Genomic DNA, 12,441 nt, shown 5'->3' with positions numbered 1-12,441 from the left:
CCCCGGCCCCGGCCCCGAGCCGGAGACCCGCCCCGAGACGGCTGAGACGCCACGACTTCGCCGAGACTGGGGGCATGAACTCAGCACAGGCAGACGCCTATCTCCGCCGGCTCGGGTCCGCCCGCCCGCAGCGCCCCACCACCGAGGCCCTGCGCGAGCTGCACCTGCGCCATCTGCGGACCGTGCCCTTCGAGAACCTGTCGATCCACCTCGGCGAGGAGATCGTGCTGGAGGAGAAGCGGCTGCTGGACAAGGTGGTCGAGGGACGGCGGGGCGGGTTCTGCTACGAACTCAACGGCGCGTTCGGGGCATTGCTCACCGCCCTCGGCTTCGAGGTCCGGCTGCTCGCGGCACGGGTCCACGGCGACGGCGGAAGGCTCGGCATCCCCTACGACCACCTCGCGCTGCGGGTGCGGACGGCGGACGGCGGCGACTGGCTCGCCGACGTCGGGTTCGGGGCGCACAGTCACTGGCCGCTGGCCTTCGCGGAGCGCGGCGAGCAGCCGGACCCCGGCGGGGTGTTCCGGCTGGCGGAGGCCGGCCCCGACGACGCCGGGGTGCTCGGCGGCGGCGAGGCGGACGCGGCCGGCGGCGCGGACCTGGACGTCGTGCGGGACGGCAGGCCGCAGTACCGGCTGGAGACACGGCCGCGCGCCCTCGGGGACTTCGCGGCGGGCGCCTGGTGGCACAGCACCTCGCCGCAGTCCCACTTCACCCGCTCCCTGGTGTGTTCGCGGGTGACGGAGGACGGCGGGCGGATCACCCTCGCCGGGCGGGCGCTGACGACGACGGCGGCCGACGGGCGGAAGGAGACGCGGGAACTGGGCACGGACGAGGAGGTGCTGTCGGTCTACCGGGACCGGTTCGGCATCGGGCTCGACCGGGTACCGGCCGTCGCTCCCCGGCCGCGTTCGTGATGCACGGGTGTCGCAGAATGGCCCGGTGAGCGAAGTGAGACACGTGCTGGTGCTGCCCGACCGCGATGCCGCCGAGCAGGCGGCGGAGGCGCTCGGCGAGCGCTTCGGCGTCGACGAGGAGCCCCAGCTCGTCCGGGACGCGCTGGCCGGTGAGGACGACGCGGAGGACGCCCAGTGGCTGTTGGTCCTGCACGACGAGCGCGGCAGCCTGGACCCGTCCGAACTGGACGCGTTCGCCGGGGAGTGGGACGGCTGGCGCGAGGAGCCGTGACCCCGGGACGGGCTGCGGGAGCCGCTTCGCTGTCAGTGCCGCGTGGGATGCTGTAGGCGATGGCCAGGAAGACTGCGAACGACGACCCTCTCGCCCCCGTGACCCTCGCCGTGGGCCAGGAGGAGCTGCTGCTCGACCGTGCCGTGCGGGAGGTGGTGGCCGCCGCGCGGGCCGCGGACGCCGACACCGACGTACGGGACCTGACTTCGGACCAGGTGCAGCCCGGCACGCTCGCCGAGCTGACGAGCCCCTCGCTCTTCGCCGAGCGCAAGGTCGTGGTCGTGCGCAACGCGCAGGACCTGTCGGCCGACACGGTCAAGGACGTGAAGGCGTACCTCGGCTCGCCCGCCGAGGAGATCACCCTGGTGCTGCTGCACGCGGGCGGCGCGAAGGGCAAGGGACTGCTGGACGCCGCGCGCAAGGCGGGGGCGCGGGAGGTGGCCTGTCCGAAGATGACCAAGCCGGCGGACCGGCTGGCGTTCGTGCGCGGGGAGTTCCGCGGGCTGGGGCGGTCGGCGACGCCCGAGGCGTGCCAGGCGCTGGTCGACGCGATCGGCAGTGACCTGCGCGAGCTGGCCTCGGCGGCGGCGCAGCTCGTCGCCGACGTCGAGGGGACGATCGACGAGGCCGTCGTCGGGCGCTACTACACCGGCCGGGCCGAGGCATCCAGTTTCACGGTCGCCGACCGGGCGGTGGAGGGCCGGACGGCGGAGGCCCTGGAGGCGCTGCGGTGGTCGCTGGCCACCGGGGTGGCCCCCGTGATGATCACCAGCGCGCTCGCCCAGGGTGTGCGGGCGATCGGGAAGCTGTCCTCGGCGCGCGGCGGCCGGCCCGCCGACCTGGCCCGTGAGCTGGGGATGCCGCCGTGGAAGATCGACCGGGTGCGCCAGCAGATGCGGGGCTGGACACCGGACGGGGTGGCCGTGGCCCTGCGGGCGGTCGCGGAGGCCGACGCGGGGGTGAAGGGCGGCGGCGACGACCCCGAGTACGCCTTGGAGAAGGCGGTCGTGACCATCGCGCGGGCGGCGCGGTCCCGGGGGCGGGGCTGAGCCGCCCGGCGCTGTGATCCAGTCGCCCCGCGTCCGTCGGCGAGGAGAATCGGAGCTGTCAGCCGCACCTCGCCGACGCGTGGAAAGGTGGCGATCGCCATGGCTGAACACCCGCACGCGAGCCTCGTCCGCAAGGGGTACGACGCCTTCCTCCGCGTCGACATGGACGCCCTGCGCGGGCTGATGACGGCCGACGTCACGCACCATGTGCCCGGCAGGCACCCGTTGTCCGGGGACTTCAAGGGGCAGGACGCGGTCATCGGCATGTACAAGCGGCTCTTCCAGGAGACCGGTGGCAGCTTCCGCGCCGACCTGCGCGGTGTGTTCGTCGACGGCCGGGGGCATGCGGTGGCCCTGCACCACATCACCGCGGAGCGCGAGGGCAGGCGTCATCACGAGGACGGCTGCCTGGTCCTGCGGATCGTCGGGGACAAGATCACCGACATCGACGAGTGCGTACCGGACCTCGGCAGGAACGACGACTTCTGGGCCTGAGGCGGTCGCGACGCGGGGAGCATGCCGAAGGCCCCGGCGTCCACCCTGGGGAAGGGAGGGCACCGGGGCCTTCGGACCAAGCTGCCGGATCCGCGCCCGCGTGGCGAACGCAGGCCGCGCGCGGATCCTGGGGTGCCGGTCGGGAGCGGATGAGAGAGGGCCCGCTCTGGGTCCTTCCGGCGATCAGATCAGAAAGGGTTTCAGCCCTTGAGCGCGACGACCTTGGAAGCAAGCGCCGACTTCTTGTTGGCGGCCTGGTTCTTGTGGATGACGCCCTTGGAGACGGCCTTGTCGAGCGCACGCGCGGCAGCGCGCTGCAGCTCGGTGGCCTTCTCGACGTCACCCGCGGCAGCGGCCTCGCGGGCCTTGCGGATCGCGGTCTTCAGGGAGGACTTGACGGCCTTGTTGCGCTGCCGAGCCTTCTCGTTGGTCTTGATCCGCTTGATCTGGGACTTGATGTTCGCCACGAAGGAGCCTTTTCAGGTTCAGGCACGGGGCCGCTCGGGTCCCGTACCGGTGATCCAAAATTTCTCGGACGTGCCTCGTGCTGAGAGGGCATGAGGCACAGCCATCTACAGTACCAGTGGCCCTGCGAGCGGCCCAAAACGGTCCCCGGTCCCGCCGCGTGGGACCATGGAGACTACGTATCGATCCGACCCGAGGCATAAGGCGCCTCAAGAGACAGGACCCTGCGTGCCCGCGACCCCTAACCATGCCCCCGAGCCGAGCCGTACCGACCCGGCGCTGATCCGCAATTTCTGCATCATCGCGCACATCGACCACGGCAAGTCCACGCTCGCCGACCGGATGCTCCAGCTGACCGGTGTGGTCGAGCAGCGGCAGATGCGTGCTCAGTACCTCGACCGTATGGACATCGAGCGCGAGCGCGGCATCACGATCAAATCCCAGGCGGTGCGTCTGCCCTGGGCCCCGACCGAGGGCCCCGACCAGGGCACGGCCCACATCCTCAACATGATCGACACCCCGGGGCACGTCGACTTCACCTATGAGGTCTCGCGGTCGCTGGCCGCCTGCGAGGGGACCATCCTCCTCGTCGACGCCGCCCAGGGCATCGAGGCGCAGACCCTCGCCAACCTCTACCTGGCGATGGAGAACGACCTCACGATCATCCCCGTACTGAACAAGATCGACCTGCCGGCCGCGCAGCCGGAGAAGTTCGCCGAGGAGCTGGCGAACCTGGTCGGCTGCGACCCGGAGGATGTGCTCAAGGTCTCCGCGAAGACCGGTCTCGGCGTCGACGCGCTGCTGAACAGGGTCGTCAAGGAGATCCCGGCGCCGGTCGGTGTCGCCGACGCGCCCGCCCGCGCGATGATCTTCGACTCGGTCTACGACTCCTACCGCGGTGTCGTGACGTACGTGCGTGTGATCGACGGCCAGCTCAACAGGCGCGAGCGCATCCGGATGATGTCGACGGGCGCCACGCACGAGCTGCTGGAGATCGGCGTCACCTCGCCCGAGATGCTGCCGGCCGACGGGCTCGGGGTCGGTGAGGTGGGCTACCTCATCACCGGTGTGAAGGACGTCCGCCAGTCGAAGGTCGGTGACACCGTCACCAGCCAGGCCAAGGGCGCCACCGAGGCGCTCGGCGGTTACAAGGACCCGAAGCCGATGGTCTTCTCGGGTCTGTACCCGCTGGACGGCTCGGACTACCCCGAGCTGCGCGAGGCCCTGGACAAGCTCCAGCTGAACGACGCGGCGCTGGTCTACGAGCCGGAGACGTCCGCGGCTCTCGGCTTCGGCTTCCGCGTCGGCTTCCTCGGCCTGCTGCACCTGGACGTGATCCGGGAGCGGCTGGAGCGCGAGTTCGGGCTCGACCTGATCGCGACCGCGCCGAACGTGGTCTACCGCGTGCTCATGGAGGACGGGACCGAGCACACGGTCACCAACCCCAGCGAGTTCCCCGAGGGCAAGATCAACGAGGTGTACGAGCCGGTCGTGCGCGCCACCATCCTGGCGCCGACCGAGTTCATCGGCTCGATCATGGAGCTGTGCCAGACCAGGCGCGGCACCCTGCTCGGCATGGACTACCTCTCCGAGGACCGGGTCGAGATCCGCTACACCCTCCCGCTCGCGGAGATCGTCTTCGACTTCTTCGACCAGCTGAAGTCCAAGACCCGCGGTTACGCCTCCCTGGACTACGAGCCCACCGGCGAGCAGACGTCGAGCCTGGTCAAGGTCGACATCCTGCTGCACGGCGACAAGGTGGACGCGTTCTCGGCGATCACGCACAAGGACGCGGCGTACGCGTACGGCGTGCGGCTCGTCGCCAAGCTGCGCGAGCTCATCCCGCGGCAGGCCTTCGAGGTGCCGATCCAGGCCGCCATCGGCTCCCGGGTGATCGCCCGCGAGACCATCCGCGCCATCCGCAAGGACGTCCTCGCCAAGTGCTACGGCGGTGACATCTCCCGTAAGCGGAAGCTGCTGGAGAAGCAGAAGGAAGGCAAGAAGCGGATGAAGATGGTGGGTTCCGTGGAGGTTCCGCAGGAGGCCTTCATCGCGGTGCTCTCCAGCGATGACAGCGCGGGTTCGGCCAAGAGCAAGAAGTAACCAAGGGTAACAGCGGGGTGCGTCCGCATTCCGGGCATCCGGGGGTCCGTCGTACGAAAGTGCGGCGGGCCCCTACGCGTGCGTAGCGTCGCTGTGCGTGGAAAGAGACAGCCGATGCCCCTTACGCAGCGGGCGGTCGCGCCTTACTCTGATCCCCTGCTCGATAGTTACTCGCGAGTTAAACAAGCGCGCGAACCCCACCGTGAGTCAACCCAGCCGCACCGAGTCAGCCGCACCGTCGCGGGCCCCGGAGGATGTCGTGAGCGACACACAGACCCTGATCGAGAACCGTCCGCCGTCCGTCGCGGCCCTCTTCCTTGAGCGCGTGGCGGCCACACCGGACGCCGAGGCCTACCGCTACCCCCTGCCCTCCACCGGACCGGGCCCCGACGACTGGAAGTCGCTGAGCTGGGGCGAGGCGGCGCAGCGGGTGTACGCGATCGCGGCCGGCCTGATCGAACTGGGCCTCGGACCGGAGCAGCGGGTGGCCCTGGCGTCCTCCACCCGTGTCGAGTGGATCCTCGCCGACCTCGGCATCATGTGCGCGGGCGGCGCCACCACCACCGTCTACCCGCAGACCAACGCCGACGAGTCGGCGTTCATCCTCGCCGACTCCGAGAGCCGGGTGCTGATCGCCGAGGACGCGGCCCAGGTCGCCAAGGCGGTGGAGAAGCGCGCCGAGCTGCCCGCCCTGACCAAGGTCGTCGTCATCGACCCGGCCGGCGTCGAGACGGACGACTGGGTGACCACGCTCACCGAGCTGGAGCAGCGCGGCACCGCCTACCTGGAGAAGCACCCCGAGCTGATCAAGGAGCGGGTCGGCGCGATCACCAGGGACCAGCTCGCGACCCTCATCTACACCTCCGGCACCACCGGCCGTCCCAAGGGGGTCAGGCTTCCGCACGACAACTGGTCGTACATGGCGAAGGCCATCGCGGGGACCGGCCTGGTCACCGTGGACGACGTGCAGTACCTGTGGCTGCCGCTCGCCCACGTCTTCGGCAAGGTGCTCACCTCCGGCCAGATCGAGGTCGGCCACGTCACGGCCGTCGACGGCCGCGTCGACAAGATCATCGAGAACCTGCCGGTGGTGCAGCCGACGTACATGGCGGCCGTGCCCCGGATCTTCGAGAAGGTCTACAACGGCGTCGCGGCCAAGGCCCGCGAGGGCGGCGCGGCCAAGTACAGGATCTTCCAATGGGCCGCCGAGGTCGCCCGCGAGTACGCCAAGGTCACCCAGGACAACTTCCGCCGCACCGGCACCGCCACGGCACCGTTCGGGCTCGCCGCCAAGCACAAGGTCGCCGACACCCTCGTCTACGCCAAGCTCCGCGAGGCCTTCGGCGGCCGGCTGCGCGCCTGTGTCTCCGGCGCCTCCGCGCTCTCGCCCGAGATCGGCTACTTCTTCGCCGGCGCCGGCATCCACATCCTGGAGGGCTACGGCCTCACCGAGTCCTCCGCGGCCTCCTTCGTCAACCCGGGCGAGGCGTACCGCACCGGCACGGTCGGCAAGCCGCTGCCCGGCACCGAGGTCCGCATCGCCGACGACGGCGAGATCCTGCTGCGCGGCCCCGGCATCATGGACGGCTACCACCAGCAGCCCGAGAAGACCGCCGAGGTGCTGGAGTCGGACGGCTGGTTCCACACCGGCGACATCGGTGAGCTGTCGCCCGACGGCTACCTGCGCATCACCGACCGCAAGAAGGACCTCATCAAGACCTCCGGCGGCAAGTACGTCGCCCCCGCCGAGGTCGAGGGCCAGTTCAAGGCGGTGTGCCCCTACGTCTCCAACATCCTGGTGCACGGCGCCGACCGGAACTACTGCACCGCCCTGATCGCCCTCGACGAGCCCTCGATCCTGCAGTGGGCCAAGGACAACGGCCTCGAGGGCCGGTCCTACGCCGAGGTCGTGGCCGCGCCGCAGACCGTCGAGCTGGTCGACGGCTACGTCAAGGAGCTCAACGAGGGCCTGCAGCGCTGGCAGACCATCAAGAAGTTCCGGCTGCTGCCGCGCGACCTCGACGTGGAGCACGGCGAGATCACGCCGAGCCTGAAGCTGAAGCGGCCCGTCGTCGAGCGGGAGTACAAGGCGCTGATCGACGAGATGTACGCGGGCACGCGGGAGGCCTGAACCGGCCGACCGGTCCCGGAGGCCACCCGGCCCTCCGGGACCGGCGCATGCCCGGAACGGATGAAAAGGCCGCACCGGTCCGTGTCGCCGCGGGAGCGGCCGTATGGTGGCTTTCCGCTCATTTTCCGACCGCCTTCGAGCACACCCGTAGCACAGTTCTCACGGGCGGCTGTCCACTTCGGTAACTCACCGCTTAGGCGCCGGGCCTGTCTGTCACCCTGGCCGCATGGACATGGCGGCGATACCGACGCAGCGGGAGACGGACTCCCGGGCCTGTGACGCGCCCGCGCACCCCGGCGCGGGTCCCCGCGCCCGGGGGCGTGCCACCCTGCCCGGCAGCCCCCTCGCGCCCGGCTCCGCCCGTGCCCTGGTGCGCGCCGCGTTCGCCGAGTGGGCCGACCAGGGGCTCACCGAGCCCGCGAACTCCGCCCGGCTGGCCGAGGACGCCATGGCCGTCGTCAGCGAACTCGTCACCAACGCCGTCCTGCACGCGGGCACCGAGGTGGTGGTCGACTGGCGCCTGGAGGAGACCGGCGCGTTCGTCGTCGAGGTGGGCGACCAGCACCCGGCCCGCGCCCCGCGCGACCCCGCCGGCGGCGAGCCGCCCCGCGAGGCGTCCGAACAAGGGCGCGGTCTGCGCCTGGTCGCCACGCTCGCCGAGTCCTGGGGCGTCACCTACCGCACCGACGCCAAGACGGTGTGGGCACGGTTGCCCGCCGGCGGCCGGCGCCCCCGCCCACCGGCCGCCGCGCCCGCCCTGGAGACCGCCGAGGCACTCGCCCCCCGCCCGTACGGCACCGCGGACGGCCGGGAGTGGCTGGGCCGGGGCGCGCTGTCCTTCCTCGCCGAGGCCTCCGACCTGCTGGCCGGACAGCTGGACGAGAGCCTGGTCACGGCCCTCACCGGCCAGCTGATCGTGCCCCGGCTGGCCGACTGGTGCGCGGTGTGGCTGGAGGACGAGGCGACCGTGCGCGGCGGCGACGGCAACCCCCCTGCCCGCGTCTGGCACGCCAGCGAGGACCGCGCCGAGGAACTGGCCCGCGCCCTGGAGAAGGAACCGCCGTGCCCGCGGGAGGGCCTCAGGTCCGGTCCCGAGTCCTACCCCTGGCCCGGCGACGCGCTCGGGCCGCGGGGCGCCCACGGCACGGCGCTGGCGTACCGGCTCATCGCGGGCGGCCGCCCGCTGGGCACGCTGGTGATCGGGCGCTGCGCCACCGAGCGCTTCCCGGACGAGGTCACCGGCCTGGTGGAGGACCTCGGCCGCCGGGTGGCCCTCGCCATCGGCGCGGCCCGCCAGTACGCCCGGCAGGCCACCATCAGCGCCGTCCTGCAGCGCGGCCTGCTGCCCGGCGCGGTCGCCGAGATCCCCGGCGTGAGCAGCGCGCTCGTCTACGAGCCCCGCGACCAGGGCGGCCCGAGCGGCGACTTCTACGACCTGTTCCCGGCGGGCGACGGCCGCTGGTGCTTCGCGGTGGGCGACGTGCAGGGCAAGGGCCCCGAGGCGGCGGTCGTGATCGGGCTCGCACGCCCCTGGCTGCGGCTGCTGGCCCGCGAGGGCTACCGGGTCGCCGACGTCCTCGACCGGCTCAACCAGCTCCTGCTGGACGACGCCACCGAGGCCGCCGACGCGGCCGCCCGCGCACTGGTCGCCGCCGGCGCCCGTCCCCTGGTCGCCGGGGACAGCCCCCAGACCCGCTTCCTGTCGCTCCTCTACGGCGAGCTGACCCCGCACGACGGCGGCGTCCGCTGCACGCTCGCCTCCGCCGGACACCCCCTGCCGCTGCACCTGCGCCCCGACGGCGAGGTGCGCACCGCCGCCCGCCCGCAGACCCTGCTCGGCGTGGTGGAGGACGAGACGTACACCAGCGAGACCGTCGAGCTCGCGCCCGGCGACAGCCTGCTGTGCGTCACCGACGGCGTCACCGAGCGCCGCTCCGGCTCCCGCCAGTTCGACGACGGCGACGGGCTGGCACGGGCACTGTCCGGCTGCGCGGGGCTGAGCGCCGAGCTGATCGCCGAAAGGATCCGCCGCCTGGTGCACGAGTTCGGCGGCGGCCTGCCCGAGGACGACATGGCTCTGCTGGTGCTCCAGGCCGGGTGACCGCCGCCGTACGGGACAATGGGGTACATGCCTTCCGCACTTCCCGACGGCGAGCCCGTCCCCACCGACGGCGCGCTGCCCGCCGCCGCGCTCGCCGGCGCGGCCGAGCGCCCTCTCGGCTTCTACCTGCACGTCCCGTACTGCGCCACCCGCTGCGGCTACTGCGACTTCAACACCTACACCGCGTCCGAGCTGCGCGGCACGGGCGGGGTACTGGCGTCCCGGGACAACTACGCGGACACCCTGACCGACGAGGTCCGGCTGGCGCGGAAGGTGCTCGGCGACGACCCGCGCGAGGTCCGGACGGTGTTCGTCGGCGGCGGTACGCCGACGCTGCTGGCCGCCGGCGACCTCGTCCGGATGCTGGCCGCCGTGCGCGACGAGTTCGGCCTGGCGCCGGACGCCGAGATCACCACCGAGGCGAACCCGGAGTCGGTGGACCCGGCATACCTCGCCACACTCCGGGAGGGCGGCTTCAACCGGATCTCCTTCGGCATGCAGAGCGCGCGGCGGCACGTGCTGAGCGTCCTGGACCGCACCCACACCCCGGGCCGCCCCGAGGCGTGCGTGGCGGAGGCGAGGGCGGCGGGCTTCGAGCACGTCAACCTCGACCTGATCTACGGCACCCCCGGCGAGTCCGACGACGACTGGCGGGCCTCCCTGGACGCGGCGATCGGCGCCGGCCCCGACCACGTCAGCGCCTACGCCCTCATCGTCGAGGAGGGCACCCAGCTCGCCCGCCGCATCCGTCGGGGCGAGGTCCCGATGACGGACGACGACGTGCACGCCGACCGCTACCTGATCGCCGAGGAGACCCTGTCGGCGGCGGGCTTCGAGTGGTACGAGGTCTCCAACTGGGCCACCTCCGACGCCGGGCGCTGCCTGCACAACGAGCTGTACTGGCGGGGCGCGGACTGGTGGGGCGCGGGCCCCGGGGCCCACTCGCACGTGGGCGGCGTGCGCTGGTGGAACGTCAAGCACCCGGGCGCCTACGCGGCGGCCCTGGCGTCGGGCCGCTCCCCGGGCGCGGGCCGCGAACTGCTCTCCGACGAGGACCGCCGGGTGGAGCGGATCCTGCTCGAACTGCGGCTGAGCGAGGGCGTCCCGCTCTCCCTGCTCAAGGAAGCGGGCCTCGCGGCCGCCCGCCGCGCCCTGACCGACGGCCTCCTCCAGCAGACCCCCTACACCGAGGGCCGAGCCGCCCTGACCCTGCGGGGCCGCCTGCTGGCGGACGCGGTGGTGCGGGACCTGGTGGACTGACCGGCCGGCCTACAGGGCCGTCAAGCCCCGCCGCCGGCCGTGACGAAGTCGATCAGTTCCTCCACGCGGCCCAGCAGTTCCGGCTCCAGGTCCTTGTAGGAGCGCACCCCGGACAGGATGCGCTGCCAGGCGGCGCCCGTGTTCTCGGGCCAGCCCAGTGCCCGGCAGACGCCCGTCTTCCAGTCCTGGCCGCGCGGTACCCGGGGCCAGCCGGGGATGCCCACGGAGGACGGCTTCACCGCCTCCCAGACGTCGATGTACGGGTGGCCGACCACCAGCGCGTGCTCGCTCGTCACCGACTCGGCGATCCGCCACTCCTTGGTGCCCGGCACCAGGTGGTCCACCAGCACGCCGAGGCGGGCGTCGGGCCCGGGCGCGAACTCGGCGACGATCGCCGGCAGGTCGTCCACGCCCTCCAGGTACTCCACGACCACGCCCTCGATGCGCAGGTCGTCGCCCCACACCTTCTCCACCAGCTCGGCGTCGTGCCGGCCCTCGACGTAGATGCGGCCCGCGCGGGCCACCCGGGCCCGGGCCCCGGGGACGGCCACCGAACCGGACGCCGTCCGGGTGGGCCGCGGGGGAGCGGCGGCCGGCCGTACGAGGGTGACCGCCCGGCCCTCCAGCAGGAAACCGCGGGGCTCCAGCGGGAACACCCGGTGCTTGCCGAACCGGTCCTCCAGCGTCACCGTGCCCGCCTCGCAGCGGATCACCGCGCCGCAGAACCCGGTACCGGCCTCCTCCACCACCAGACCCGGCTCCGCCGCGACCTCCGGGACGGGCTTCGGCTTCTTCCACGGCGGGGTCAGGTCGGCGGAGTACTGGCGCATTCGAGTGACGATAGGAGAAGCCGCGGCCGGGGGCTCACGACACGCCGAAACGCGCCGCCAGCTCGTCGCGCTGGCGCCGTACGAACGCCGCGTCCACCACCGCACCGTGACCGGGCACGTACAGCGCGTCCTCGCCGCCCAGGGCCAGCAGCCGGTCGAGCGCGGCCGGCCACCGCGACGGCACGGCGTCCGGGCCCGCCTGGGGCGCGCCGGACTCCTCCACCAGATCGCCGCAGAAGACCACCTCGGGCGAGCCGGGGACCAGCACCGCCAGGTCGTGCGCGGTGTGCCCCGGCCCCACGTTGGCCAGCAGCGCCTGCCGGCCGTCCCCGAGGTCCAGCGTCAGCTCGCCGGAGACCGGGTGCCGGGGCGCCCCGGCGGCCAGCGTGTCCGCCGCCTCCTCCGCGTCCGCCACCGGCAGGCCGTTGCGGACCGCGTCCAGGCGCAGCTCCTCGCGGCCGCGGGCCAACACCGCCTCCGCCCCCACCGCCGCGTACACCTCGGCCCCGGCGAACGCGGCCGTGCCGAAGACGTGGTCGAAGTGGGGGTGGGTGAGCGCGAGATGGGTCACACGGCGGCCGGTGAGGCGCTCGGCGCACTCCCGCAGCCGGGCGCCCTCGGCCAGGCTCGACCCGGCGTCCACCATCAGCGCCCTGCCGTGCCCGACCACCAGGCCCGCGGTGCAGTCCCAGCCGGGCAGCCGGCACCTGCCGATCCCGTCGGCCAGCCGCTCCCACCCCAGCTCTTCCCAAGTCACCGTCATACCGCGACGCTAGCGGTACGACCCCGTACGGCAGGACCGACCTTGCCCAGTGAGTA

At 72.6% G+C, this 12,441-nt stretch carries 11 protein-coding genes; 8 read left to right on the top strand and 3 right to left on the bottom strand.

The window, feature by feature from the left end:
* Positions 1 to 74: 74 nt before the first annotated feature.
* The 4 genes from V7E45_RS17920 to V7E45_RS17905 all read left to right on the top strand — a co-directional run bounded on the left by V7E45_RS17920 (position 75) and on the right by V7E45_RS17905 (position 2,732).
* The gene (locus V7E45_RS17920) at positions 75 to 917 is read left to right on the top strand and encodes an arylamine N-acetyltransferase family protein (protein ID WP_333775178.1); all 843 of its coding nucleotides are present in this window, start codon (positions 75 to 77) and stop codon (positions 915 to 917) included.
* Positions 918 to 942: 25 nt separating this feature from the next.
* A complete protein-coding gene (locus V7E45_RS17915) occupies positions 943 to 1,188 on the top strand; it encodes a hypothetical protein (RefSeq protein ID WP_333775177.1) in 246 nt (81 codons plus the stop codon).
* Positions 1,189 to 1,247: 59 nt separating this feature from the next.
* On the top strand, positions 1,248 to 2,237 hold the full coding sequence (holA, locus tag V7E45_RS17910; RefSeq protein ID WP_333775176.1) for a DNA polymerase III subunit delta: 990 nt from the start codon (positions 1,248 to 1,250) through the stop codon (positions 2,235 to 2,237).
* A gap of 99 nt (positions 2,238 to 2,336) precedes the next feature.
* Positions 2,337 to 2,732, top strand: coding sequence for a nuclear transport factor 2 family protein (locus tag V7E45_RS17905; protein ID WP_333775175.1), 396 nt, complete (start codon positions 2,337 to 2,339; stop codon positions 2,730 to 2,732).
* Positions 2,733 to 2,932: 200 nt separating this feature from the next.
* Here the strand turns inward: V7E45_RS17905 and rpsT are convergent, their stop codons facing one another.
* A complete protein-coding gene (gene rpsT, locus V7E45_RS17900) occupies positions 2,933 to 3,199 on the bottom strand; it encodes a 30S ribosomal protein S20 (protein ID WP_133921250.1) in 267 nt (88 codons plus the stop codon).
* A 226-nt stretch (positions 3,200 to 3,425) separates the two neighbouring features.
* Here rpsT and lepA point away from each other — a divergent pair, with 226 nt between their 5' ends.
* The 4 genes from lepA (at position 3,426) to hemW (ending at position 10,792) form a co-directional block, all read left to right on the top strand.
* A complete protein-coding gene (gene lepA, locus V7E45_RS17895) occupies positions 3,426 to 5,300 on the top strand; it encodes a translation elongation factor 4 (protein ID WP_333775174.1) in 1,875 nt (624 codons plus the stop codon).
* A 259-nt stretch (positions 5,301 to 5,559) separates the two neighbouring features.
* Positions 5,560 to 7,431, top strand: a complete 1,872-nt coding sequence (locus V7E45_RS17890; RefSeq protein ID WP_333775173.1) for an AMP-dependent synthetase/ligase — start codon at positions 5,560 to 5,562, stop codon at positions 7,429 to 7,431.
* A 232-nt stretch (positions 7,432 to 7,663) separates the two neighbouring features.
* Positions 7,664 to 9,532, top strand: a complete 1,869-nt coding sequence (locus V7E45_RS17885; RefSeq protein WP_333775181.1) for a SpoIIE family protein phosphatase — start codon at positions 7,664 to 7,666, stop codon at positions 9,530 to 9,532.
* Between the two features lie 27 nt (positions 9,533 to 9,559).
* A complete protein-coding gene (gene hemW, locus V7E45_RS17880) occupies positions 9,560 to 10,792 on the top strand; it encodes a radical SAM family heme chaperone HemW (protein ID WP_333775172.1) in 1,233 nt (410 codons plus the stop codon).
* 20 nt (positions 10,793 to 10,812) lie between these two features.
* Here the strand turns inward: hemW and V7E45_RS17875 are convergent, their stop codons facing one another.
* Positions 10,813 to 11,622: a DUF3097 domain-containing protein gene (locus V7E45_RS17875; RefSeq protein ID WP_333775171.1), complete on the bottom strand. Its 810-nt coding sequence runs from the start codon at positions 11,620 to 11,622 to the stop codon at positions 10,813 to 10,815.
* 34 nt (positions 11,623 to 11,656) lie between these two features.
* On the bottom strand, positions 11,657 to 12,385 hold the full coding sequence (locus V7E45_RS17870; RefSeq protein WP_333775170.1) for an MBL fold metallo-hydrolase: 729 nt from the start codon (positions 12,383 to 12,385) through the stop codon (positions 11,657 to 11,659).
* Positions 12,386 to 12,441 lie beyond the last annotated feature (56 nt).

Source organism: Streptomyces sp. IBSBF 3136 (genome assembly GCF_036815105.1).
In the GTDB taxonomy this organism is placed as follows: Bacteria; Actinomycetota; Actinomycetes; order Streptomycetales; family Streptomycetaceae; genus Streptomyces.
Note: the sequence above shows the minus strand (reverse complement) of the source record. Positions and strands in the feature narration are given on the sequence as shown.